Origin of the sequence: Nocardia sp. NPDC057440, assembly GCF_042802915.1 — a bacterium.
GTDB lineage: Bacteria > Actinomycetota > Actinomycetes > Mycobacteriales > Mycobacteriaceae > Nocardia.
Genome location: NZ_JBHVDF010000002.1, coordinates 445,618 through 467,976 on the forward strand (window position 1 = coordinate 445,618; position 22,359 = coordinate 467,976).

The window sequence follows — 22,359 nt, forward strand, 5'->3', positions numbered from 1 at the left end:
CGAGCGACGCAGTCGCCGGGAGCGGTTCCGGGTATCCCGGCCGGTGCCGGGATACCCGGAATGCCTCGGCCCGCGTGATACGACCGGGCCTCGATAGCTGCCGGGGCGGCGGGCGCATGGTGACGGGCAGCATCTCAGAGAGAAAGGAGACTCGATGACCGAGACATCCACCGCGCCGTACGTGCGCTACGAGGTCGCCGACGGCTTCGCGACGCTCACGCTCGATTCACCGCACAACCGCAACGCCCTGTCCACGCGGCTCGTCGCCGAACTGTTGCGCGGGCTCGATGACGCGGCCGCGGATGACAGCGTGCGCGGCATCGTGCTCGCCCACACCGGCAACACCTTCTGCGCGGGTGCCGACCTCAGCGAGGCGAGCAACGCCGACCCCGCGGTGGCCGCCGACGAGCGCACCCGCGTGATGATCGATGTCCTGCGCCGATTCGTCGAAACCCCGAAGCCGGTGATCGCGCAGGTCGAGGGCAATGTGCGCGCGGGCGGCATGGGCATCGTCGCCGCGTGCGACATCGTCGTGGCGGGTCCGAGTAGCAGCTTCGCACTCACCGAGGTGCGCATCGGTCTCGCACCCTTCATGATTTCGCTGACCCTGCTGCCGCGGCTGAGCCCCCGTGCGGCGAGCCGGTATTACCTGACCGGCGAGAAGTTCGGCGCCGATGTCGCTGAGCAGATCGGGTTGGTCACCGTCACCGCAGAGGATCCCCGGCACGAGGTAGTGCGACTGTGCGCGGAGCTGCGCAAGGGTTCCCCGCAAGGGCTCGCCGAGGCGAAGCGCCTGGTGAACGCGACCGTCCTGGCCGGATTCGATAGCTCCGCCGAGGAGCTCGCCGCCCGCTCGGCAAGCTTCTTCGGCACCCCCGAGGTGCATGAGGGCATGATGGCCTTCCTGCAGCGTCGCGCACCGAGCTGGGCAGAATAGCCTCATGGCGACACCGCACGAACCCAAGCAGGACCGCAGCCGGGCCACCCGGCAGCGGCTGCTGGAGGCGACCATCGACTGCCTTGCCGAAACCGGCTGGGTCGCCGCCACCGTCGCGGTGGTGGCCGAACGGGCCGGGGTGTCGCGTGGTGCGGCACAGCATCATTTTCCGACCAGGGAAGACCTGATCACCGCCGCACTCGAGTACATGTTCGACACCAGGACCGACCAGGCCCAAGCGGAAGCCGAGACGGTCGCCGCCGTCGCCTACGGTGTCGCCCGCACCGAAGCCGTGGTCGCCGGTCTGGTCGAGTCCTACACGAGTCCGCTGTTCAAAGCCGCGCTTCAGGTGTGGACCCACGCCGCGGCCGACCCGGCCCTGCGCGAGCGCATCGTCCCCCTGGAAGCCAAATTCGGTCGCATCTCCCACCGCCGCGCGGTGGCGGCCCTCGGCGTCGACGACACCGACCCCGTCACCCACCACTTGGTCCAGGCCACCCTCGACCTGGCCCGCGGCCTCGGCCTGGCCGACGTCCTCACCGACGACTCCGCCCGCCGCAAGGAAATCGTCCATCAGTGGTCGGCGACTCTGCACGCCGCGTTGAACGCGCCCCGCTGACCCAGGCCGACCACTAGTTCAGACCTACCTCTCGGCGGGACCCACATGCGCGAACCAGGTGGCGCACTCGGTCGGGCTCAGTGCCCGATCCAGCTCGAGCTCTGCGAGCATGCTCGGGAAGTACCGCAGCGCCGGGAAATGATGTGGATACGGAATCTCGTCGAGCACCAGCACTCGGGCACCGTCGACGACCGGGATATCGGACGGTGTGCCCTCGTTCCAGATCCGTGTCCCGTCCGGTGCGTGGAACTTGAATGAGCAGACGGTCGGTACTCGGCCGTCGCTATCGCGCGAGACCGCGACCGCCTCGGCCGACGGCGGCTCTCCCGCGAGATGTCCGCCACCGATGAGAGCGTCGCCGAGCAACGTCTGCAGTTGGAAGTTGTCCGCGATCCCGCTCATGCGCAGCCGGTAGCCGGTGCCGGTGTCGCGGTCCAGAACGATCAGCGGCTCGTCGTCCAACACCAGCAACGCGTAGTCGATGTCCTTGCCGTTCGCGCCGGAAGCCTCGAGGTAGGCCTGATAACGCTGCGTCAACAGCTCGCGGATGGGGCCGAGGCCCTGGCGAACCGCCTTGCGCTGCAGCATGGACAGCGAAGCCGTCACGCACGGGGACAGCGTCAACCAGGACAAGGTGGCGCTCGGGCCGAACGACTCGAACATCACCTCCAGTAGTTCGCTGCCCTCCTCGATATCTTCGGGGGCCGGCAGTTCCAGGTCCACGATGGCCGAGGCCTGCTCGATCAATTCCATCGCGCCGTCCAGTACTTGTGCGAGATTCGTGAGCACTGGCGGCGCGCAGGAGACAGGGTCGGCACCGACCTCGACGCAGTAGCCGATCATGACCGCGATATCCGCTCGGCCGCCGAGCGGCACATCCTCCAGCACGGCGGCCAGCCGGGGACCGGCCTGTGTCAGCGCCGCCGGATTCGCGTCGCCGATAAGTTGGCGCAGCATGCCGTGCGCCTGCGCCATGTCCGCCGACTCGTCTGCGTGCACCGCACGCTCGAAGTCCGCGACGGCATCCATAAATTGATCGTTTCCTCCGGTCACGCCAGCACGCTATCGACCGATATTCCGCTTGTCGACCCGCGCAGCGGCAGTGCTGCGCACAGTATTTCGAGGAATCCGCAGCTCAGACAACCAGTCCCCTCCTGATCACGGGCGATGTCTTTCGGCCGGTGTTCGTGGTGATGTCACACTCGTCCGGGCGGTGTCGTCTTCTCTGTGAACGCGGAACACCGCAGCCGAACCAGAGGAGGAATCATGTCGAACACCAAGAAGATCGCAGTGGCCGGAGCGACCGGACGGCTGGGCCGTCACGTGGTGGATGTGCTGACCGAGCAGGGCCACGAGGTTGTCGCGTTCTCCCGGAAGAACGGGGTCGATATCGAGACCGGCGCCGGGCTGGTCGAGGCGCTCGACGGGGTCGAGGTGGTCATCGACGCGTCCAGCACGCCGTCCCCGGACAAGGACATCGCGACGGAGTTCTTCCGCGCCGCAGCCAAGAACCTGCACGAGGCGGGGCAGAAGGCGGGCGTAGAGCGGCTGGTCGTGGTGTCCATCATCGGCATCGATGGTTCCGTCGCGGGCTACAACGCCGCCAAGCTCGCCCATGAGGCGGCGCTGCTGGAAGGGCCGCTGCCGGTGCAGATCCTGCGGGCCGCGCAGTTCCACGAGCTGGTCGAGGTCATGACCCAGTGGGGAACCCAGGGCGAGGTGGCGTACCTGCCGAACATGCGCACCCAGCTGGTTGCCGCCCGCACGGTCGCGGAGACCCTCGTCGAGCTGGCCGTCAACCCCGCCCCCGTGCAGACCGACGGACCGTTCCCCGAGGTCGCAGGCCCGCGACCGGAGACAATGGCGGGAGCTGCCGCGACGCTGGCCGCCCGCGTCGGCCATCCGGCCCAGATCCAGGAGACCAGCGACTCGGCCAACCCGGACCGCGAGCAGTTCGAAAACGGCGGCCTGCTGCCCGGTGCGCACGCCAAGCTGGCGGGCCCGAGCTTCGCCGAGTGGGTCGAGGCCAACTACGAGGCGGCCAACTGACGGCCGTAATACTCTCCATCCGAACATAATTCGCCCGGCGAAGAGTCGCCGGGCGAATTGTATTTCTTCTCATCTACATCAAGCACCAAGCCTGCGGCACAACACTTTTCGCAGGATCGCTCGCAGTCCGCACACGCCTCAGTCCCTGCTGAGGGTCAGCAGAGTCCTTGCTGCTGGAGGTGCGCGGCATCGATCGCGTACGACGTGGAACCGATGAATACACCGAGGAGCCCGCCGATGATCGCTCCGGGGATGGCGCCGATGAAGAACAGTGGCAGGCCGACGATTCCACCGAGGACAGCGCCTATCGCCGCGCCTACCGCCGTTCTGATCTCGATGGTGTCACCCAGCAAGAGGCACTTGTCGATCTCGGTCGCATGCGGGGCCGGTTCGGATGCGGCGACGATCGGATCGGGCGATTGCGCTGGTGCGGCTGCTGCGGTGGTCGCGAATCCGATGGTGAGTGCGATCGCGACCAGTGCGCCGACAACGGTTACGGCGAATCTCGTAATGGTTCTCACGATTTCCCTGATTGTTCGGTATTGGCACGTGACCTGATGGTGGCTGCGGGCCCCGACTGGCGTCGTCACGCTCGGGACCATCATCGCTGTAGTCCGGGGCCCGCGACGGGTTTTCGAGATGAAAGCCTCAGAAATAGGAATGCGGCGCGAGGCAGCATCCCACTCGGAGTGCAAAGTATCCCTGCACCTCAACGATCAACCGAGGTGCAGGGCTGTGGTTTTCAGGGCTACGGACGGGTGAACTCGCCGTCTTGCACGCCTGCGGTGAAGGCCTCCCACTCGCCGGGGGTGAAGACCAGTGCTGGGCCGGTCGGGTTCTTCGAGTCACGAACACCGACCATGTCTCCGTCCAGATGCGCGACCTCGACGCAATCCTGATTGGCACCGCTGCGGCTGCTCTTGAACCACTGGGCCCTCGACAGGTCAACGGTCACGTCCGTACTCCTTTGCTAGATCCCGGAACATCTTCCGGCTCTCTTGCTCACCCAGAGCCGCACTCTTCAGCGCCTCGTACGCCTCACCATACTGCTGCACGGTGCCGGGCTTCTCCAGGTACAGCGCGCCTGTGAAACCCTCCATGTAGACAACGGGCGGTTCGACAGGGATCCCCTTGCTGTCTGCGCCGAACTCGAGGACGGTGAACGGTCCAATCTGAGCTCCAGTCGGATAGCCCGCCGCGAACGGCAAGATTCGCAGGTTCACGTTGGGTTTCGTGCTGGCCTCGGCCAACGCCGATAGCTGAGCGGCCATGATCGTTGTGGAGCCGATCATCCGACGTAGCACAGACTCATGAAACACGCCGTCGATCCGTACTGGGGCTACTGACCGAGCAACCATTGCTTGACGCTTGACCCGCAGTTGCACTCGGCGGTCGACTTCGGTCGCGCTGTCTCTCGGTCGGCCAGTGCGAATCAGACTTCGCGCGTACTCCGGTATCTGAAACAGTCCTGGCACCAATTCCGACTGGTACACGGTCAGGAGCTTGGCGGCGGTTTCCAGCCCCACATACACGTCGAAATTCTCGGGAATGAGATCACCGTAGGCGTGCCACCATTCCTTGGCGCTGGCTTGCCGTGCGAGCCCTATCAAGGCTTCTGCCACAGTAGGGCTCGCGTCGTAGATCCTGCACAGCTCCCGTACGTCGACATCACGGACCTTGTCGACTTGGCCCTTTTCGACTCTCTGCAACATGGCCGGGCTCCACTGCACGAGTTCCGCGGCGGTTGCAATCGTGTACCCGATGCCCGTCCGTAGCTCTCGCATGTGGCGGCCGAGTTGCCTGCGCGGCACTGTCGATCCTGTCACCGACGTATCCCTCCGGTCTGGGGTGCGCTTTGCCTTGAAAAATCGTCGCATTCACTGTGATTCACATGCTGGAGCTACGAAAAACCTGATCTGAATAATCAGGGTAAGCATTGTTCTGGGGTTTCGTGGGTGGTCGACTAGATACGTCCGCAAGGCAGGGAGGCTCGCCCTCCCGTTGTTCAGGGTTCCACCCGTCCGCAGTTGCGGAAGATGTCCAGGGTCGGGCGCGCCTATCCACCGTCGATGCGAGCTGAGGTCTAAAGCCGATGGACCACATACCATTTGGGGACACACCCATGTCGCGCACCATCTTCTATCGCAGGGTGTGCGACCTGCCCGCGAACATCGACCCACCGAGTCTGGGCCGCATCATCATGAAGGCGACACACGTCTGGGCGTTGACGATGCCGACACCTCTCGGGCAAGCCGTCAAACACGACATGGGTCGTCGCGGTGCCGCTTTCGGGCCGATCGTGGCGCACCCACGGTCGAACCGCTGGACATACCTCATCAGGCCCGACGTGCCCGACGATGTGCCGCTGTTCGCTGATCTGTTCCGGCACAACGTCTCCGTCATCCGCGAAGGCGGAACGGTGGCGTTGCCGTCACCGACTCCACAGTCCGGGGCCATCCGGCAGTGGATCGAGCCACCACGCGACACGTTCCGTCCCTCCGGGCTTGTCGTCATCGCATCGGTTCGCGCGTGTGTCGCACCGCGCAGGATACGGGCGGTGTCGCATGCCTGAAGGTGATAGCCGCCGGTGGATCAACCTGTTCCGGTGCGGCGGTTCAGGATTCGACAGGGAAAGCACATTGATTCAGGTAGTGTGCCCGCGTCACTACTGCCTGAAATGGGTGTCGCTGATCGGAGGTCGGATCGAGATACACACGGGCGGTGATCTGCTGGCGCGCTGTCTCTGGTCAGGTGTCCGGGTCGTCGATAGCCGTGAGGCGCTGGGGATCGCCCGGCCTGTTAGCACCCGGTCCGACACGACGGCGAGAGCGTGAACCGATGCCCGACATGATCCGATACCTGCCACCCGGCGAGATCGCCCCCCATGTGCGGGCGTTACTCGCGATCTTCCACGAGGACACCGCCCACAAACTCGCGATCGCCCCCACCGACAGCCGGCCAACCGTCCACAGGTCCGACGGCACCCTCTGTTCCGTCGACGAGAACGGCTGGCCCGAGCTGCACGACAACCTCGACAAGCTCGAGGCTATCCCGGTACGCCCCACCAGCGTCCGCGACACGGAAACACCTTGAGCCCCGACGGTTCCCCGATGCCGGACGAGGCGGATGTCCACCTCAGCGTGTTCCTGCATGGTGTGCGGCTGGACTTCGTCGCGTGTGTTACTGCGGCCTTGCGGTTCATGGAAGACCACCGATCACGCCACTACATGGATGCCGTGCACGTAATCCCCGGCGACACAAGTGGGTTGGCTCGCCTACCGAACGAGCGATTGTTTCTGGAACCTGACCACCGACCCTGAATCGGTTAGCAGCGAGTCTGTCGAGTTCCGAAGTCGCCGTCACCGATGTCCGAAGTCCTGTGCACTCGGGAGACGATGTGGGCCAGTTGGGGCGCTACTGAACTGGCTGCCGAAACACGAAGAGTGGCCGTTAATCCGCAGCGCCCCAAAGGTTCTCACAACATGCATTGCCGGACGCTGCCATCAACTTCCGGGTTGCATGATCTTCTCTGAACGTGCACTCAGGCGAACCAGACGACCAGGCGAACGTTGTCATTCCCATGCTCGGCAGCGAGATCCCGCATCGCCGTCCAGACTCTCGACCAGCGCTCCTCGTCCGGAGGAGCGAACATCCTCGCAGTGAGGACCACGGGCCGGTACACCACGCCGTCCAGACACACTTCACCACCCGGCGGCCACTCGGACGGTGCGAGGAGCAGATCCCCGCCGAAGGTGTCGGCCGCCGCCTCGCCTAGATCAGGTGTCACCCGTACGGTGTCGTACAGGACAAGTTCGCCGTCCGCACCCGGCCGCCACTCGCCTACGAAGTAAAAGGCAGGCTCGTCGGCAAGCGGCGCGTCCCAGTCGACCGCAGCGACTTCAGCCCATGTGGCGTAGGTATGGCCGTGCTGGCAGTCGTCGGCAGAGCTCTCCCGCACCGGATCCGAGACGTCGTTCGGCAACCCTCTGTGGGAGAAGATCGCACGCACATCCTCCACCCCGCGGACGTCGAAGAGGCAGTTCCATGCGTTGTAGTCCCGCCCGAGCTGGAAGTCCAACAGGTCGACCGCAATCTCCCAACACCCGTCGGCCGAGCGGCTCTCGATGACACCATCGATGTCTGTTCCCATCAGGACAATGCTCTCAGGATGCCGACGGTGGGGATATGCGCCTGGCCGCAGTTTCTCGCAGCCGGCCGCGGCGAGTACGTCGTGTTGGGCATTCGGTGCTTATCACGCGTGGACACGCGGCCGCAGAGACTTCGCGCCGCGAGCGGCTCGTCGGTGACCGCCGCTCCCACGACCTCGTGACCGCTCTCTACGACGCGTTCCGAGCAAGCCGTCGCCGCTGGGCGGTGGTGAGGCGATCGGGCCGTGCGACCACGTAGTAGGCCCCGGCCTCGTTGCCCCGGACTGCGACCGGGTCCGCGAGGTCGGGGTGGCGGTCGGCGTCGTGCAGCGCCGAAGTCACCCGGTCGAGGGGCCAATCCAGCGCGGCGGCAAGCTGCTCCGGGGTGAGCGGCGTGGCCGCGTGCACGAGCGCGGCGATGACGGTGAGCGCGTGCTCGCCCGCCGCGGTATCCACGGGACCGCCCGCGATATCGCGTCCGAGTCGAGCGAAGAACAGGCCTATATGCTCGAGTCGCGCACCGACCGGTGTTGTCGCGCCGAAAATTTCGGCTCCGCGCTCGGCGGCTTCCGCCCACCGGTTGGTCGTGCGGGCGCTGTCGGACCAGGCCTCGAACCACACGTTGTCGTCGACGGCGTAGCGTTCGCGCCGCCCCTCCCGGGCACGGCGGATCACCTCGAGCCCGTCGAGGTAGGCGACGGCCTTCGAAATCGACGCGGGACTCACCCGCAACCGCTGGGTGAGTTCGGCTGCCGTCGCGCTGCCCGAATCGGCGGTGAACAGCGACGCCAGCACGCGGGCCGCCATCCGCGGTAGGCCGGAATCGACCATCAACGCCGCGAACTGTTCAGCGAATTCGCGCACTGCTTCGTCGTCACGCCCGAAGGTGGTCTCCGAAAGTCGCTGCGGCGTAGTCGCTATGCGCCGGCGGGCTCGCCGTCGAGTGGCTCGCTGCGCAAGGTCGGCCCGGTAGTCGCCCGGTCCACCGTTGCGCGCCACTTCGCGGGTGACGGTCGACGTGGGTCTACCCACCCGCCGGGCGATCTGGGCGTAATCGAGCCCGGCCGCGAGTCCGGAGGCGATATGCCTGCGGTCCTGCTCGGTCAGCCTGCCTCCGGGCATGGGTGCGTCGTTTCCTTCCGGATCGGGGTCGGGTTCAGTGTGCGTTAACCCTCCCAGTCATTGCAACGGATCATTGCGTTTCTCGGCACCGCTATTGCAATGATTTGCGAATGATTGCAGGTGAAATGGCATAAAACCACTCGCGCATAGTTGATGACCTGCGAAACGCGACGTAGCTTTCGTGGCGGTGTTCAGACGAACGAGAAGGAATGGATATGACGAAAACGACCGCTCCCAACGTGATCCAAGATGTGCTCGATCGGGCGGTGACCGATGGCGGCGTGCCCGGGATCCTTGTCGAGGTGCGCGACGGTGAGCGGCAATGGTTCGGCACGGCGGGCGTCGCCGACACCGCCACCGGACAACCGCGCTTGCCGCAGCACCGGTTTCGTATCGGCAGCACCACCAAGACCTTTGTGGCCACCGTGCTGCTGCGACTCGTGGGTGAGGGCCTCCTTGGCCTCGACGATACGGTGCACCGGTGGCTGCCGAATGTGGTGCGAGGCAACGGCAATGATGGTGACGCGATCACTGTGCGGCAGTTGCTGAACCACACCAGCGGCCTGTTCAACTACACCGACGACCGAGAAGAGTTGAACCGCTACGAAACCCATTCTCCGGCGGTGCTCGTCGATATCGCCGTCGCGCACCCGCCCACCTTCGCGGTGGGTACGGACTGGGGTTACAGCAACACCAACTACATACTCGCTGGAATGCTCATCGAGGCGGCGACAGGCGCGTCCCTGCACGACGAGCTTTGCCGTCACATCATCGAGCCGCTCGGCCTCACCGCGACCTCCCTGCCCCACGGCGGCGACCCCGCGATCGAGGGGCCCCATTCCCGCCACTACACGAAGCTGTTCGACTCGAGCCCCGACGCCGCGATCCACGACGCGACCGAGCTGGACGTCTCCATGTTCGGCGCCGCGGGCGGCATGATCTCCACCGCCGGTGACCTGCACCGCTTCTTCGCGGCCCTGCTCGGCGGCCAGCTGCTGCGCCCTGCCGAACAGGCCGAGATGTTCCGCGCCGTCCCCACCAAGAATTGGATCACGGACACCGGCTACGGCCTCGGCATCTCCTCGGTGACCCTGCCTTCCGGCGTCGCTCTGTGGGGCATGGGCGGGGCGCTGTTCGGTTCGTGGACATACACATTCGGCAGCCACGACGGCCGCCACATCCTCGTCGCCAATGTCAACGGCGACTGGACTCACGGCGACTGGGATGATCCGATCGGCGTGTTCACCGATCTGCTCCGGGCCGAATTCGACTGACCCCGTGGAACGCGGGCCGACTCGGCTGGTGGATCCCGGATCTGTGATGGAGTTGAGATCTTCAGAGCTGTAACGGATTTCGGTTCTGGTCGAGGAGATCATCAACTGCATCCATTCCGGACGTTACAGTGATTTCACTAACGCAACATCGTCGTAACAACGGCTGCTGGTGACCCGGTAAACCAGGCATGACTCTCAATCGCAAGCAGCTGCAACAGTTTTTGGCCCGCGCTGGTGTCATCGCAGCGGTGACCGTCGCTGGGGTGGTCGGGCTCGCAGCGCCATCTACCGCCATTCCGCATGACCCAGGCTTTCCGTTCTCGCCGACCCTGACGCGCCTGGTTCCGACCAGCTGCTCCGCGATCATCGACGCGGTCACCGTGCGGCAGGAGCAGCCTGGCACGTTCGGCGTGCGGGTGAACGTCACTCAGACCGGGGACGGCTGCTCGGACTGGAAGGTCGCTGTGCGCTTCAAGAACCTGGATACCGGGTACGCGGACGGGCAGCAACACCGCGTCGTGAACGGTGTCGTCCAAAATACGGTGGACGGCGTGATCGTCGGTTTCGGCACGGCTCCTGGCGTCGGCCGGGTGGAGGCTCGGATCGTCGCGCTGGACTCGAACGACAGGGAGATGGAGCAGATCTCGGGTACGGCGACGTTCACACTGAGCTGAGCGCGGGTGCCGTGTCCAGTGATCGATGGACACGGCACACTCGGCGGATGTGCGTCACTCGACCGGCTGGTGTGGGAACACGCCGACCGTGCCTGTCCCTGAGGTGTGGTTGGGGCAACGCCGACCTCAGCGGGCATACGTGCCACGAATTGGCTTTCCTGGCACGGGTTTTCGTCGTTGATTGGTAGCATGCGAACGACTGTCGGGCCATTACGTCGGTGGCGGGTAAGGGGTGTCGATGGAAGTCGAGAATGTCCACCACTCGTACGGCAGGCGGTCGGTGCTGCGTGGCGTCGACATCATGCTGCCCGGGGGGACATTGGCGGGAATCGTCGGTGAGAACGGCGTGGGTAAGTCGACGCTGCTGCAGATCCTCTCTGGAGGGCTGCGGCCGGACCGCGGGGTGGTCCGACACCGTGGGCGGTTCGGTTACTGTCCGCAGCAGGTGGTCCTCAACGATGCGTTCACGGTTCGTCAGCACCTGGACTTCTTTGCCGCGGCCTATGCGATCGCGGACTTGCGGCGGGCCGAGGAGACCATGGAGATCTTGCGTCTGTCCGAGTATGCCGGTGAGCGGGTCGCGACATTGAGCGGCGGCACGCGTCAGAAGCTCAACCTGACGCTGGCGGTGATGCATGATCCGCAGGTTCTGCTGCTCGACGAGCCGTATCAGGGTTTCGACTGGGAGACGTATCTGCGTTTCTGGGATCTGGTCATAGAGTTCCGTGACACCGGCCGGTCGGTTCTGATCGTCTCGCATCTCGCCCACGACACCGACAAATTGGATCAGGTGTGGCGGTTGCACGATGGCGTCCTGGACAGCGGACAGGAGGAAGCCGAGTGAGACATGGTGTGCGGCTGTTTGTGATCGCCATGCGCTTCGGCCTCATCGAGCATGCTCGTAACCGGTTCGCCATGCTGTTGGTGGCTGTCTTCGTCCCTCTATTCATCACGCTGGTGCGGGTGGCCGTCACCGACATCGAGGTACCGTTTCGGCTTCGAGACACCGGTCTGGTTCTGCGCGCCAACGGCAATGAACTCGCCCAGATCAGCGGAGCCCTGACCGCAGTCTGCCTGATCATCGGGTTCATGATGTTCGCGGCGACTTTCAGCAGTGGAGCGTTCGACCGGCGTCTGTCGATGGCCGGATATCCTCGGGCGGCGTTGGCTCTGGCGAAGATTGCCTGCCTGGTGGTGGCTTCGGTGGTGATGTGTGGGTACGCCACCGCGGTCATCTGCTGCTACTGGTCGCCTCGGCAGCCTGTCCTGCTTGCCGCGGCGCTTTGCTGCGCGGCGATGACCTACGGGGGGCTGGGTGTCGCCCTCGGTGCGCTGCTGCGTCGCGAGGTGGAGGGGATGTTCGCCCTCGCGATGCTCGCCTGCGTCGACATGGCCGTGCAGAACCCCATCGCCAGCGCCGGGGCGGACAGCGATTTCGTGCGCTGGCTGCCCTCTTACGGGGCCATGCAGGCCGCCACCGCGGCCGGTTTCTCCGACACCACACCCTTCGTGGGCTTCGCCGTGCAACTGGCCTGGCTCACCGCGAGCGCCCTGCTCGGACTGCTCGCTTTCCACCTGTGCACACGCTCATCCCTTCGGCCCACGAGGTGGAGCCGCATCCCCGGACCTACCCGACCCGACCCGACGCGACCGGCAGGGCCGGCGAAGCACTGAAAGTGTGTCCGCGCGACCATCACGGTTGGTCGCGCGGGGCACACCTTGCTTCACCGGCCGCGGGGGCTACACCGCGGTAGGAGCCGGTTCGTCGGCCGGGTAGTAGATCTCACGGCGCAAGCGTTCCAAGTCCGGCGCGGCCGAAGTGGAGGTTTGGGTGTGCCGATCGCTCTGATTCGCCCAGAGCACCCCGTTGGTCAGCTGCTCGTACACCGCCGCGTATTCCTTCCCCTGATCGGACAGGCCGGGAAGCACGCGGAGCAGCGCGGGGATGTAGTGGATCACCGCGTCGAGCTGGGCGCGGTGCTCGGCGACCTGGCGCTGCACCTGCTCGACGGCTTCGCGCCGGGTGCAGCCGGTCTCGTGATGGACCGCCCGCACCAGGTTGTAGGGGACTTGGTCTGCCTCGTCCTGATCCAACCCCACCAGGTCGTTCTCCACGAAGCCCACCCAGCAGAGAAGTTCCTCGAGACGGCGAATCACGGGGTGGTTGCGCAGCTTCAACGGCATTTCGAGGTTTTGGCGCACCTCCACGCAGGCGAGGGTGACCTCGGACCCACCGGTCGACATCCGCAGCGGCAGGTAGTCGGCCGAGGGCGGGATGTAGCCGTTGATGCGATGGTGGGCTTCGAGTTCGCAGGCTTCGAACCACTCCTCGAGGCTGTCGAGGAACCGCTCCTGCCAACCGGTTGTGCGGCCCTCGCGCAGGCGCGGCCATAAACTCGCCCAGGCCTTCGGGATCGCGCCGTGCATCTCCGGGTCCTCGCGCAGCATTGCCACCAGGCGACGTTTCAGCGCGGTGACGGCTTCCGGGTCCCTCAGCTGCGGATCCTCGAAGAGGTCGTCCCACATCAGGCACAGGATGGCCAGGCCGACGGTGGTCTGTTCACAGGCTGTGTCCGCCGGGGCCAAGGTTGCCGGTAGCTGGATCGCCGCTGCCCACCGGTGGTAGTCGGCCTCGGCCGGGGTGAGGGCGAGGCCGGTGTCCACCATCCAGTTCCTCAACCATTGCGTGAGTTCTTGCGTGGACGCGTCACTGCGGGCGCGGGGTGGCTGCGTCGACTGCCGGGGGACCGCGAGGCGGGGAGTTCGCCGGTCGAGTACGGACCGGGCGTAGGCGGTCATCGCGTGGCGGGCATTCGGGTCGACGGGCACGTCGGTGAGCTGACCGGCAGCCTGGTCCATGAATTCATCGGCCACCGCCTGTGCTTCGTCCACGGCGCCGGAGGCGATGACGAGCTCGCGGGCGCATTCGGCTTGCTCACGCGTCATCGCTGTGTGCAGCAGGCGGGCAATGCCGCGGTCGCGGGCTGCCGCGCGGATCACGGGAAGGGTGTAGATGCCCTCGGGTAGATCCGCGTTGACGGGCTTGCCCATCTCTTCGGCGGTCGAGGTCACATCGAGGATGTCGTCATACAGCTGGTAGGCCAGCCCGAAGTGTCGACCGAACAGGGCCAGCGCCTCTTCTTCCTCCCCGGAGCGGCCGGCCTGCATCGCGCCCACCCGGCATGCCAGGGCGAGCACCGCCGCCGTTTTACCGTCGATCGCGTCCAGGTAGGACTGTTCACTGCGGGAGGCCACATAGAGGTCGGCGGCCTCGATCACCATGCCCGCGCACATCTGCTCACCCGCGATCGCGCCCGCGAGAACTTCGCGCTGGCCGAGTTCGGCCAGCATGCGCACGCTCGCGAGCATCACGGAGTCCCCACTCAATACGGCCATATGCGAACCCCACACCGCGTTGGCACTGGGACGGCCTCGACGCTGGTAGGCGTGATCGACGACGTCGTCGTGGTAGAGCGAGCCCAGATGCAGCAACTCCACGGCAGCGGCGGCGCGCACCACCCGGTCCTCGGCCGGGACCGCGGGATCGGTGAGCAGATAGTACGACAACAACGTCAACGTGGGGCGCACCAGACGGCGAGAGGTGTCAGGCCCCTCGTCGGTGAGTGCGGTCAGTTCGGGCCTGCCCTCGAACCGCACCGGGCCGAGAACGTCACGGACGCGGTCCAAGTCGGCATCCAGGTGCGGGAAGACAGCGGAATCTATTTCATGTGGCACGCGCTCGCTCCTGACTGATCACATCGATCACGACAACACCATCGATCAGCGAAGTTTGACACTTCCCTACGCGGAAGATGTTGGTATCAGCCACTTTTGATGCCGAACCTGGGTGATGTCGGTTGGTGAGTGTCGGTTCCCAGCACCTCGCCGGCCCGAGCGGACCAGAACCGATCATCGTGCCGGGCATCGGTCATGACAGTGAACTGCGTCAGGCACCCACGGCTCGGTGCGACGGCGCTGGGTCGCGACATGCCGAACCGTCACCTCATCGGCGACCAGTCGAACCCGCCCATAGTCGATGCGAATGACCATGCGCCCACCGAGATCGTCCGTTTCGACGCCTTCAAGACACGGGACCGGGCGCGGCTGCTGCCTCGAACTCGACCGGAGCGTCGGCCACCAGCTCGTACACCTCGACCACCGAGACATCTCCCGGTCGCAACCCCAGCTCGACATACGCTTCGAGCTCGAGGGTGACCGCGCCCTCGGGTGACTGCTCAACCCGTGCCAGGTGGCCGTCCTCGAAGCTGTAGCGCTCCTCGAGCCACGCGTCGAGCGCGGAAACAGCGGGAATGCGGACCACACAGCGATCCTGCCAAACCTCGCGCACGGGTGCCTGTTCGTCACCTCTTGTCCGCTGTGACCTGGCCGAACACCGTGTCTGTGGACGTGTCAGTGCGGCGACAGGTCGGTGTCAGCGGGGCTGGCGACAGTATTCACGTGAACAGCACAGCAATTGCCGCTTCCGGGCTGCGGAAGGCGTACGGGGACAAGACGATCTTCGATGGCATCGATCTGACCATCGGTGCTGGGCCCTACCTGATGCTGCGCACAGAATGGCTCGACCGGCTCGCCCGCGTGATGCGGTATCTGCGCGGTGATCACGCCTTCGCCCAGCTGATCCGCTTCGCCTTGGTCGGCGGCTCCAGCAACATCGCCTATGTCCTGCTGTTCATGGTCATGAACGGGAGCGGCCCGCTGGTCGCCAATATCGCAGGCTCGATCGTCAGCACGGTGATCGCGAACGAACTGCACCGGCAGCTCACCTTCCGCGCGGCCGGCCGCGTCGGCTGGTTCACCGCACAGTGGGAAGGCGGCGGGCTGGCGCTGGTCGGCCTGCTGATCAGCACGGCGGCGCTGGCCGGGCTCGAGTTCTTGGCACCCGGCCTCGGCGAGATCGCACAGGCGGGGGCCGTGATCGCCCTTATGGCGGCGGTCGGCGGTCTGCGCTTCCTGGCACTGCGCGGCTTCGTCTTCTCAAAAGATCTTTAAGACACCTCGAATCAGCCCCGGCGTCAAATCTCCTGGGGGACGTCCTGATCACACGTGCCGCAGCAAGTCTCGCGGCTGAAGGCCGCGTAGTCCGGCGCGGGTCGTCTCCGCAGCATGTCCGAGACGATCAGCCCAAGGTCAGGTGGCGGGTGTGGAGGCGCGCCGCTCGACGGGTTGGAACAGCTCGATGGACCACGTCGGCGAAGGCGGGTGCTGCGCTGGTGCGCAGGGTGAAGCCGAGGTGGCCGGTGTAGAACTCGACGGCCGCTTGCACGTCATCGACGAGGTAGCGGACGCTGGCGAATTCGCGGGGGTGTTGTCATCAGTGACTCCTTCTCACGGGGCCGCCGACGGCGAGGACCGGCAGCAGATAGCGGATGCGGGTGTCGATCTCGGTGGCGGTGGCCCGGAAGATGGGGTAGCTGTCCGCGTCGATATCACCCGATGCCGCCGGGTCGGGGATGCTCCAATGGATCCACCGCGGATCCTCGCCGAATTCGGGGCAGACTTCACGGGCCTTGTCGCACAAGGTGATCACCGCGTCGAACCGGCGGTCGGCAAGGGTGTCCAGGTGGCGCGGCGACTGGTCGGAGATGTCGATCCCGAACTCCTCCCGCAGCACCCGCACCGTGTTGGGGTGCATCGAGGGCTTGGGACTGCTACCGGCGCTGAGCACCTCGACCCGGCCACCGGCGTGATGGTGCAGCAGAGCTTCCGCGATCGCGGAGCGAGCACTGTTCCCGGTGCACACGAATAGCACCGCCGGCGCCACCGGCGGATCGAATGCCGGTGGCGTGGTGCGCAGCCGGAGTGCCGGGTGCAGTGCCGCGCCCGCGCCGACCAGGACCTCGGCGCAGCGGTCGAGATCCAAGTGGTAGTAGCTGTCGCGACCGTCGAAACTGCTGCGTGTGGTGGTCACCAGCCCACCGTTGCGCAGCAGCCGCAGATGGTAGGAGACCAGGTTCTGCGGCTCGCCCACCAGTGTCACCAACTCCCGGACTCGGTAGTCACTGCCGGACAGTTCATTCAACAGCCGCCACCGCAACGGATGAGCAGCCAGATGAACGAACGGTGGGACGGCTTGACGGGACGGCGTCATGAGTCGAGGATAACATTAATACATCAAATGGATTTGATTGAATTGGCCGGATCGGGTCTGTGACAGGAGCGTGGTGTCCAAGACAACGCCGACGGATACGCCGGACGGGCTGCGTCGGAGCCTGGGAGTGACCGATGCCGTCGTGATCGGGCTCGGCTCCATGATCGGAGCGGGGATTTTCGCGGCCCTGGCTCCGGCGGCGCGGGCGGCGGGATCGGGGCTGCTGCTCGGGCTCGCGGTAGCGGCGGTGGTCGCGTACTGCAATGCGACCTCCTCAGCCCGGTTGGCCGCGCGGTATCCCCGCTCCGGCGGCACGTATGTGTATGGGCGCGAACGGCTCGGCGAATTCTGGGGGTATCTCGCCGGCTGGTGTTTCGTGGTCGGCAAGACCGCCTCCTGCGCCGCCATGGCGTTGACCGTCGGCGCGTATGCGTGGCCGGAGCAGGCACACGCCGTCGCCGTCGCGGCGGTCGTCGCGTTGACGGCGGTGAACTATCGCGGCGTGCAGAAATCGGCTCTGGTGACCCGGGTGATCGTGACGATCGTGCTGACCGTGCTCGCCGCGGTGGTTGTGGCGGCGTTCACCTCGCACGCCTCCGATGTCGCACGGCTGGAATTCGGTTCCGACATCACCGTGGCAGGAGTGTTGCAGGCAGCGGGTCTGTTGTTCTTCGCCTTCGCCGGATACGCGCGGATCGCCACGCTCGGTGAGGAAGTTCGCGACCCGGCGCGCACGATTCCCCGCGCGATCCCGCTCGCGCTGGGCTGCGCCCTGCTCGTCTACGCGATGGTCGTGGTCGCGTCGCTGATGGCGCTGGGGCCGCAGGGCCTGTCGGAGGCGGGCGCGCCGCTGTCGGAGGCGGTGCGCGCGGCCGGCGTCGACCGGCTGGAACCGGTGGTGCGGGCCGGAGCCGTCGTCGCCGCGCTGGGATCGCTGCTGGCGTTGATCCTCGGTGTCTCGCGTACGACTCTGGCGATGGCCCGCGACCGGCATCTGCCGCACGCACTGGCGGCGGTGCATCCCCGGTTCGCGGTGCCGCACCGTGCCGAAGTCGCCGTCGGCGTCATCGTGGCCGTCGTCGCCGCGACCACCGATGTCCGTGCCGCGATCGGATTCTCCTCCTTCGGCGTGCTGCTCTACTACGCCGTCGCCAACGCGGCCGCGTGGACACTCACCGCGACCGAGGGGCGGCCGGTGCGGCTGATCCCGGCGATCGGCCTGCTCGGCTGCCTCCTCCTCGCCTGCACGCTGCCGATGGCATCGGTGCTGGCAGGCGCGGCGGTCGTCGCCGTCGGGGCCGCGATCTACACCGTCCGCCGCAAGTTCATCACCGGTGCGGACGCGACAGCGCGAGGACGACCACTATCAGAAGGAGCGAATCCGCGTGTCCACCAATAACTTCTGGCAGACTCGACTGATTTCGACCAAAGCTCCCGCCGCGGCGATCTTGATCCGCATCTACGTTGGCGCGATCTTCCTGCAGACCGAACGCGCCCTCGTATCGGCTACCGTCAGCCGGTCAACTGGTGCGGCGTGAGCGGGCCAGAGCCAGCCCGCCGAGGACCGTGCTGATCAGCCCCGCAACCAGGGTCACGATGGCCCCGCGTCCGCCGGATTCGATGCGACCGGCAGCGCGGAGAGCCCGCGTGCCGATGACTGCGCCGATCAGCGGGCGATCTCTACGCCCGCCTCACGGAGTTCGTCCAGGGCCCGATCGATGCTGGCGGGGGAGACACCGGCGGACAGGCCCAGCAGCACCCGGGTGTCGAACCCGGCGGTTCGGGCATCCATGGCGGTGGCGCGGACGCAGTGGTCGGTGGCGATGCCGCAGACGTCGACGGTGTCGATTCCCCGGGTGCGTAACCAGTCCGCGAGGGCCGTGCCGTCCTTGGCGGCGCCCTCGAACCCGGAGTAGGCGGCGGCATAGGCGCCCTTGAAGAACACCTCGTCGATCGGCGCGGTGTCCAGGTTCGGGTGGAACTCGCCGCCCGGGGTGCCGGCTCGGCAGTGCGGCGGCCACGTGTCGACGAAGTTCGGGTTGTCGGAGAAGTGCGCACCGGGGTCGATGTGGTAGTCACGGGTGGCGGTGATCGCGGCGTAGTCGCAGTCGCGCAGATATTTGCTGATTCGTTCGGCCAGCGCGGCTCCGCCTGTGACGGCCACCGAACCGCCCTCGCAGAAGTCGTTCTGTACGTCGACGATGATGAGAGCCCTGCTCATGGTGCCCCCTTGAAGTCGGTCTCGCAACGAACTTCGGTCCACACTGATCGTAGGGCACAGCACAATGCACCGACACGAGATTCCTGCGACAAGGGGGTAGAGGTGCAACGGTCGAGATCCGGCGCTGACCAGCTGAAAAATCTCGTGACCAGGTGCTTTGCATCGACTTTGGGCCTCACCGCTGCCGATGATCTCGGGTAATACAACAGAACGGTGCCTGTTGGTCGTCACTCCTTGACCCTGTGACCAGGCCGAACGTCGTGTCAGTTGGCGTGTCAGCTCGGCGACAGGTCCGTGTCAGCCGGGTTGGCGACAGTACTCACGTGAACAGCACAGCAATCGCGGCTTCCGGACTGCGGAAGGCCTACGGGGACAAGACGATCCTCGATGGTGTCGATCGCTCTATCGGTGCCGGCATCGGCATCGTGGGCCAGCTCACCGGCTGGTCCGCTGACCGCCGCCCGAACACGCACCAAACCCATTCACATACTCAGAGGAGTACAGCCATGCCCGCATTCGCGACACCGGAACCGATCGCCATCACCGTCGAGGTGCTCAGCGGTGACGTCAGGGTCATCGCCTCCGACCGTACCGACACCGTCGTCGAGGTCCGCCCGGCCGACGAGTCCAAGAAGGGTGACGTGCGGGCCGCCGAGCACACCCGGGTCGATTTCGTCGACGGCGCCCTGACCGTGCAGGCGCCGAAGGACTGGCGGACCTACACCCCGTTCGGCGGTAACCCGTCGATCGAGGTGATCATCGAGGTGCCCATCGGTTCCCGGCTGAAGGCCACCGCTGGTGTGGGCCGCGTGCTGAGCACCGGCGAACTCGGCGACTGCGACCTGGGGATCGCCGCAGGCGACATCGTTCTGGACCGCACCCGCGGTTCGGTCACCGCGAAAGCCGCCATGGGCGACATCCGCATCGGCGAAGCATCGCGCGGTGTGCTGCGGCTGGAAACCTCCAAGGGCGAGCTGGAGGTCGGTATCCACCCAGGTAGCGCGGCGCGGCTGGAGACGAATGCTCAAAGCGGCACTGTGCAGAACCTGATCGAACCGGCAGGCCGCTCGCGGGACGTCGAGGACATCGTGCAGGTCTACGCGCGGAACTCCTACGGCAACATCATCATCCGCCACGCCGCGGCGTAGACACCCAGCTCCCATCGACCCCGAGTTGCTCGGCGAGCTGTTCGCCGGAGCGCACATCTCGGCCAGCAGCGGGGCCGACAGGAGCTTGCCGCTCACCAGCACATTCATCACTGTGAAAACTGTCAGGGCTGGATCTGACCTGGGGTCTCACTTCCCAGGCAGCTCAGCGCCTGCATGGCCGCGCGCTCTATTCGTGAAAGATCGCAGAGGATAGTGCCTGCCTGCACGAGGTACTGCGCATCACCCGATTCACCGGCTTTCGTGATCAATGCTGCGGCTTCTGTCCACAGAATGGCTGCCTCGATGTACAGCCCGTGGCCGGTGCGCAGGTGGCTGCTGTCGAGTAGCTCGGTGCATTCGGAGAGGAAGTCGCGGTAGAGGTTGCGGAACAGCGCGCCGCCGGTGCCTGCCTTCTCCATCAAGAGAGCAGCCTGCGGCAGGTCCCGCTGCGGGTCGTCAGTGCGCTGGAGCCAAGTGCGTACCAGCTTGCCGGTCTTCTCGATGCCTCGGTAGCCGAGGTTGGCGATAGGCGGGTTGAGGAAGGCGTCGGCGCAGGCGGTGATGGCGGGAATGATCTGGCCCTGTGTGGAGGGCAGGTTCCTCGCGGCGGTGAGGGTGAAGGACCGATGCTCGGCGGTCATCGGGCCGCGCGCGGCCCTGGCCTGAGCGAGGCTGGTCAGGCTGGTGGATACCGCCCTGCCTTGCTGGTCGGTGTCCACCAGGTACGCGTCGTGGTCGTCATAGCCGTACATGGCCACGACATGACCGCCGAAGTGCACCTTCGAACTGAAGTAGTCCAGGTAGTAGCTGTCGAGCTGCAGCCCGACGGGGTGACCGGCATTGATGGGGGCGACCACGTTCTCCCATGCTCTGCGGGGCGAGGTGGTCTCCTGGACCAGGAGCTCCAGCCCGAGTCCAGTGGCCAGGTTTCTGGTGAGGTCGAACGGCTTGACCCGTCCCCCGAGGAAGGGGAAGCCCATGTTCTTGCTGTCCCAGTAGATGAAGGACAGACCGGAGCCGAGGCCGAAGAGCATGGGCTCGGACAGATCGAGTCCTTGGTGTCGCAGCAGCACCCCCAGAGCCGTCGTCTCGCAGTGCTGCGTTTCGCGGGCATCGATGTTTATGACCGTCGTCATGCCGCGCGCTCCGGGGCGGGGATGCTCAGCCGGGTCATCAGCTCTTCTCGCGATGCCTCTGCCGATCCGACGAGAGAGGGGCGAGCGAGACGCCCGATGGTGAGAAGTTCGTCTTGCACGCACACATGGTGGACCCTCCCCCGGTGGGAGAGTCCAGCGCTGTGCCCAGTGGCCTCGCCGCCCCTCTTCGCCGTCGTCATCGCTCGAGACGGCCGGGGCACGCAGCGGGCGCAGGTCGTAGGCAGATGGTTCGTCGAACTCTGGGATGTCGTCGAATCACGTTGCTACGTCACGGTTTTCCCGGGCACCCGCCCCGCCGAGGCGGTATGCGGGTGACCGATCGAGCCCTCAACCGTCAGAAGAAGTAGGCGGACCCCGACGAACTCCCAGTTCCGTAACCCATGCTCACAAGCCAATTCCGAAAGGCGATCAATGCTCCGCCGACCGGCCCCGGGTCGCTGCACGAACCGCCGACCGAAGAGAAGGTGCAACCGTCATTCGCCACCGGTGACAAACCGACCTCGCTGATGGCGACCTGTCCGCTATCGGCCGAAGCCGTGGCCGACCCGGACAGCACACCCGCAACTACCGCGCCGGCCAACACCAGTCCACTGATCCCGCGTCTCCACTGCACACTGCTCTTTGATGTCGGCATGGGTGCGAAACTACCGCGCTTGTGGTGAACCCGGTGTCTCACGGTGCTTCCAGGTCTGGGGGCTCGAGGTATGCGAAGGCAGGCAGCGCCGCCGCGCGCCGAGCTTCGGTCGATCGGGTGCTCAGCACCAGGGAGCGGAGTCAGGGGGGGGGGGGCGGGGGGGGGCCCCCCCCCCCGCGCCCCCCCCCCCCCCCCCCGCGCCGCGCCCCCCCCCCCCCGGCCGCGGGGAGGGGCTTTACACGCACAAAGGCGAGCGACAGAGAGCTG

Annotated in this window: 26 protein-coding genes; 13 read left to right on the forward strand and 13 right to left on the reverse strand. The window is 66.0% G+C overall.

All coding sequences use genetic code 11. From position 1 onward, the window contains the following. Positions 1-154 precede the first annotated feature (154 nt). Positions 155-937: an enoyl-CoA hydratase family protein gene (locus ACFU4Z_RS05115; protein ID WP_379059858.1), complete on the forward strand. Its 783-nt coding sequence runs from the start codon at positions 155-157 to the stop codon at positions 935-937. Positions 938-941: 4 nt separating this feature from the next. Continuing rightward, complete coding sequence (locus ACFU4Z_RS05120) at positions 942-1,556, forward strand: TetR/AcrR family transcriptional regulator (protein WP_379059859.1); 615 nt, start codon at positions 942-944, stop codon at positions 1,554-1,556. 24 nt (positions 1,557-1,580) lie between these two features. Here ACFU4Z_RS05120 and ACFU4Z_RS05125 read toward each other — a convergent pair whose 3' ends face one another. Then, on the reverse strand, positions 1,581-2,609 hold the full coding sequence (locus ACFU4Z_RS05125) for a hypothetical protein (protein ID WP_379059861.1): 1,029 nt from the start codon (positions 2,607-2,609) through the stop codon (positions 1,581-1,583). Between the two features lie 213 nt (positions 2,610-2,822). Here ACFU4Z_RS05125 and ACFU4Z_RS05130 point away from each other — a divergent pair, with 213 nt between their 5' ends. After that, positions 2,823-3,605 carry an SDR family oxidoreductase gene (locus tag ACFU4Z_RS05130; RefSeq protein ID WP_379059863.1) on the forward strand — a complete coding sequence of 261 codons (783 nt, stop codon included), beginning with the start codon at positions 2,823-2,825 and terminating at the stop codon, positions 3,603-3,605. Between the two features lie 155 nt (positions 3,606-3,760). On the opposite strand, the gene ACFU4Z_RS05135 is transcribed toward ACFU4Z_RS05130, so the two are convergent. The 3 genes from ACFU4Z_RS05135 to ACFU4Z_RS05145 form a co-directional block, all read right to left on the reverse strand. After that, a complete protein-coding gene (locus ACFU4Z_RS05135) occupies positions 3,761-4,126 on the reverse strand; it encodes a hypothetical protein (protein WP_379059864.1) in 366 nt (121 codons plus the stop codon). Between the two features lie 227 nt (positions 4,127-4,353). Continuing rightward, entirely contained in the window at positions 4,354-4,560 is a 207-nt protein-coding gene (locus tag ACFU4Z_RS05140) for a DUF397 domain-containing protein (RefSeq protein WP_379059865.1), read from the reverse strand. Next, a complete protein-coding gene (locus tag ACFU4Z_RS05145; RefSeq protein ID WP_379059867.1) occupies positions 4,550-5,416 on the reverse strand; it encodes a helix-turn-helix domain-containing protein in 867 nt (288 codons plus the stop codon). The genes ACFU4Z_RS05140 and ACFU4Z_RS05145 overlap by 11 nt, the downstream gene beginning before the upstream one ends. A gap of 311 nt (positions 5,417-5,727) precedes the next feature. Here ACFU4Z_RS05145 and ACFU4Z_RS05150 point away from each other — a divergent pair, with 311 nt between their 5' ends. Together ACFU4Z_RS05150 and ACFU4Z_RS05155 are read left to right on the forward strand one after the other, a co-directional pair. Further along, entirely contained in the window at positions 5,728-6,177 is a 450-nt protein-coding gene (locus ACFU4Z_RS05150; protein ID WP_379059868.1) for a DNA-directed RNA polymerase subunit beta, read from the forward strand. 266 nt (positions 6,178-6,443) lie between these two features. Then, positions 6,444-6,698, forward strand: coding sequence for a hypothetical protein (locus ACFU4Z_RS05155; protein WP_379059870.1), 255 nt, complete (start codon positions 6,444-6,446; stop codon positions 6,696-6,698). A gap of 448 nt (positions 6,699-7,146) precedes the next feature. Here the strand turns inward: ACFU4Z_RS05155 and ACFU4Z_RS05160 are convergent, their stop codons facing one another. Both ACFU4Z_RS05160 and ACFU4Z_RS05165 read right to left on the reverse strand, forming a co-directional pair. Beyond that, positions 7,147-7,755, reverse strand: coding sequence for a hypothetical protein (locus ACFU4Z_RS05160; protein ID WP_379059872.1), 609 nt, complete (start codon positions 7,753-7,755; stop codon positions 7,147-7,149). Between the two features lie 187 nt (positions 7,756-7,942). Further along, positions 7,943-8,875 carry a helix-turn-helix domain-containing protein gene (locus tag ACFU4Z_RS05165; protein WP_379059874.1) on the reverse strand — a complete coding sequence of 311 codons (933 nt, stop codon included), beginning with the start codon at positions 8,873-8,875 and terminating at the stop codon, positions 7,943-7,945. A 215-nt stretch (positions 8,876-9,090) separates the two neighbouring features. On the opposite strand from ACFU4Z_RS05165, the gene ACFU4Z_RS05170 reads away from it, so the two are divergent. From ACFU4Z_RS05170 to ACFU4Z_RS05185, 4 genes are all read left to right on the forward strand, one after another. Further along, on the forward strand, positions 9,091-10,149 hold the full coding sequence (locus tag ACFU4Z_RS05170) for a serine hydrolase domain-containing protein (RefSeq protein WP_379059876.1): 1,059 nt from the start codon (positions 9,091-9,093) through the stop codon (positions 10,147-10,149). A 188-nt stretch (positions 10,150-10,337) separates the two neighbouring features. Beyond that, the gene (locus ACFU4Z_RS05175; RefSeq protein WP_379059877.1) at positions 10,338-10,823 is read left to right on the forward strand and encodes a hypothetical protein; all 486 of its coding nucleotides are present in this window, start codon (positions 10,338-10,340) and stop codon (positions 10,821-10,823) included. A gap of 238 nt (positions 10,824-11,061) precedes the next feature. Continuing rightward, positions 11,062-11,667: an ATP-binding cassette domain-containing protein gene (locus tag ACFU4Z_RS05180; protein ID WP_379059879.1), complete on the forward strand. Its 606-nt coding sequence runs from the start codon at positions 11,062-11,064 to the stop codon at positions 11,665-11,667. Beyond that, complete coding sequence (locus ACFU4Z_RS05185; RefSeq protein ID WP_379059881.1) at positions 11,664-12,497, forward strand: hypothetical protein; 834 nt, start codon at positions 11,664-11,666, stop codon at positions 12,495-12,497. Before ACFU4Z_RS05180 ends, ACFU4Z_RS05185 begins: the two co-directional genes overlap by 4 nt. A 66-nt stretch (positions 12,498-12,563) precedes the next feature. Here ACFU4Z_RS05185 and ACFU4Z_RS05190 read toward each other — a convergent pair whose 3' ends face one another. Both ACFU4Z_RS05190 and ACFU4Z_RS05195 read right to left on the reverse strand, forming a co-directional pair. Further along, positions 12,564-14,558: a polyprenyl synthetase family protein gene (locus ACFU4Z_RS05190; RefSeq protein WP_379059882.1), complete on the reverse strand. Its 1,995-nt coding sequence runs from the start codon at positions 14,556-14,558 to the stop codon at positions 12,564-12,566. Positions 14,559-14,904: 346 nt separating this feature from the next. Beyond that, on the reverse strand, positions 14,905-15,144 hold the full coding sequence (locus tag ACFU4Z_RS05195; RefSeq protein ID WP_379059883.1) for a hypothetical protein: 240 nt from the start codon (positions 15,142-15,144) through the stop codon (positions 14,905-14,907). A gap of 239 nt (positions 15,145-15,383) precedes the next feature. Between ACFU4Z_RS05195 and ACFU4Z_RS05200 the strand changes: the two genes are divergently transcribed. After that, entirely contained in the window at positions 15,384-15,833 is a 450-nt protein-coding gene (locus tag ACFU4Z_RS05200) for a GtrA family protein (RefSeq protein ID WP_379060352.1), read from the forward strand. A 127-nt stretch (positions 15,834-15,960) separates the two neighbouring features. On the opposite strand, the gene ACFU4Z_RS05205 is transcribed toward ACFU4Z_RS05200, so the two are convergent. Continuing rightward, complete coding sequence (locus ACFU4Z_RS05205) at positions 15,961-16,107, reverse strand: hypothetical protein (RefSeq protein WP_379059884.1); 147 nt, start codon at positions 16,105-16,107, stop codon at positions 15,961-15,963. Between the two features lie 48 nt (positions 16,108-16,155). Continuing rightward, positions 16,156-16,932, reverse strand: coding sequence for an ArsR family transcriptional regulator (locus ACFU4Z_RS05210; protein ID WP_379059885.1), 777 nt, complete (start codon positions 16,930-16,932; stop codon positions 16,156-16,158). A 73-nt stretch (positions 16,933-17,005) separates the two neighbouring features. Between ACFU4Z_RS05210 and ACFU4Z_RS05215 the strand changes: the two genes are divergently transcribed. After that, positions 17,006-18,331 carry an APC family permease gene (locus tag ACFU4Z_RS05215; RefSeq protein WP_379059887.1) on the forward strand — a complete coding sequence of 442 codons (1,326 nt, stop codon included), beginning with the start codon at positions 17,006-17,008 and terminating at the stop codon, positions 18,329-18,331. Next, entirely contained in the window at positions 18,318-18,470 is a 153-nt protein-coding gene (locus tag ACFU4Z_RS05220) for a hypothetical protein (RefSeq protein WP_379059889.1), read from the forward strand. Before ACFU4Z_RS05215 ends, ACFU4Z_RS05220 begins: the two co-directional genes overlap by 14 nt. Before the next feature lie 128 nt (positions 18,471-18,598). Here the strand turns inward: ACFU4Z_RS05220 and ACFU4Z_RS05225 are convergent, their stop codons facing one another. Then, positions 18,599-19,153 (reverse strand): nicotinamidase, encoded by a 555-nt coding sequence (locus ACFU4Z_RS05225; protein WP_379059890.1) that lies wholly within the window; start codon positions 19,151-19,153, stop codon positions 18,599-18,601. A gap of 506 nt (positions 19,154-19,659) precedes the next feature. On the opposite strand from ACFU4Z_RS05225, the gene ACFU4Z_RS05230 reads away from it, so the two are divergent. After that, the gene (locus tag ACFU4Z_RS05230) at positions 19,660-20,301 is read left to right on the forward strand and encodes a hypothetical protein (RefSeq protein ID WP_379059891.1); all 642 of its coding nucleotides are present in this window, start codon (positions 19,660-19,662) and stop codon (positions 20,299-20,301) included. Positions 20,302-20,423: 122 nt separating this feature from the next. On the opposite strand, the gene ACFU4Z_RS05235 is transcribed toward ACFU4Z_RS05230, so the two are convergent. Together ACFU4Z_RS05235 and ACFU4Z_RS05240 are read right to left on the reverse strand one after the other, a co-directional pair. Beyond that, positions 20,424-21,437 carry a BtrH N-terminal domain-containing protein gene (locus ACFU4Z_RS05235; protein ID WP_379059892.1) on the reverse strand — a complete coding sequence of 338 codons (1,014 nt, stop codon included), beginning with the start codon at positions 21,435-21,437 and terminating at the stop codon, positions 20,424-20,426. After that, positions 21,434-21,556: a hypothetical protein gene (locus tag ACFU4Z_RS05240; RefSeq protein WP_379059893.1), complete on the reverse strand. Its 123-nt coding sequence runs from the start codon at positions 21,554-21,556 to the stop codon at positions 21,434-21,436. Before ACFU4Z_RS05240 ends, ACFU4Z_RS05235 begins: the two co-directional genes overlap by 4 nt. Between the last annotated feature and the right edge of the window lie 803 nt (positions 21,557-22,359).

Coding starts and splice junctions, on each gene's coding strand:
- ACFU4Z_RS05155 (WP_379059870.1), top strand. CDS start 6,444: ATGCCCGACATGATCCGATACCTGCCACCCGGCGAGATCGCCCCCCAT.
- ACFU4Z_RS05170 (WP_379059876.1), top strand. CDS start 9,091: ATGACGAAAACGACCGCTCCCAACGTGATCCAAGATGTGCTCGATCGG.
- ACFU4Z_RS05225 (WP_379059890.1), bottom strand. CDS start 19,153: ATGAGCAGGGCTCTCATCATCGTCGACGTACAGAACGACTTCTGCGAG.
- ACFU4Z_RS05235 (WP_379059892.1), bottom strand. CDS start 21,437: ATGACGACGGTCATAAACATCGATGCCCGCGAAACGCAGCACTGCGAG.
- ACFU4Z_RS05230 (WP_379059891.1), top strand. CDS start 19,660: ATGCCCGCATTCGCGACACCGGAACCGATCGCCATCACCGTCGAGGTG.
- ACFU4Z_RS05150 (WP_379059868.1), top strand. CDS start 5,728: ATGTCGCGCACCATCTTCTATCGCAGGGTGTGCGACCTGCCCGCGAAC.
- ACFU4Z_RS05180 (WP_379059879.1), top strand. CDS start 11,062: ATGGAAGTCGAGAATGTCCACCACTCGTACGGCAGGCGGTCGGTGCTG.
- ACFU4Z_RS05120 (WP_379059859.1), top strand. CDS start 942: ATGGCGACACCGCACGAACCCAAGCAGGACCGCAGCCGGGCCACCCGG.
- ACFU4Z_RS05165 (WP_379059874.1), bottom strand. CDS start 8,875: ATGCCCGGAGGCAGGCTGACCGAGCAGGACCGCAGGCATATCGCCTCC.
- ACFU4Z_RS05175 (WP_379059877.1), top strand. CDS start 10,338: ATGACTCTCAATCGCAAGCAGCTGCAACAGTTTTTGGCCCGCGCTGGT.
- ACFU4Z_RS05210 (WP_379059885.1), bottom strand. CDS start 16,932: ATGACGCCGTCCCGTCAAGCCGTCCCACCGTTCGTTCATCTGGCTGCT.
- ACFU4Z_RS05115 (WP_379059858.1), top strand. CDS start 155: ATGACCGAGACATCCACCGCGCCGTACGTGCGCTACGAGGTCGCCGAC.
- ACFU4Z_RS05130 (WP_379059863.1), top strand. CDS start 2,823: ATGTCGAACACCAAGAAGATCGCAGTGGCCGGAGCGACCGGACGGCTG.
- ACFU4Z_RS05200 (WP_379060352.1), top strand. CDS start 15,384: ATGCTGCGCACAGAATGGCTCGACCGGCTCGCCCGCGTGATGCGGTAT.
- ACFU4Z_RS05160 (WP_379059872.1), bottom strand. CDS start 7,755: ATGGGAACAGACATCGATGGTGTCATCGAGAGCCGCTCGGCCGACGGG.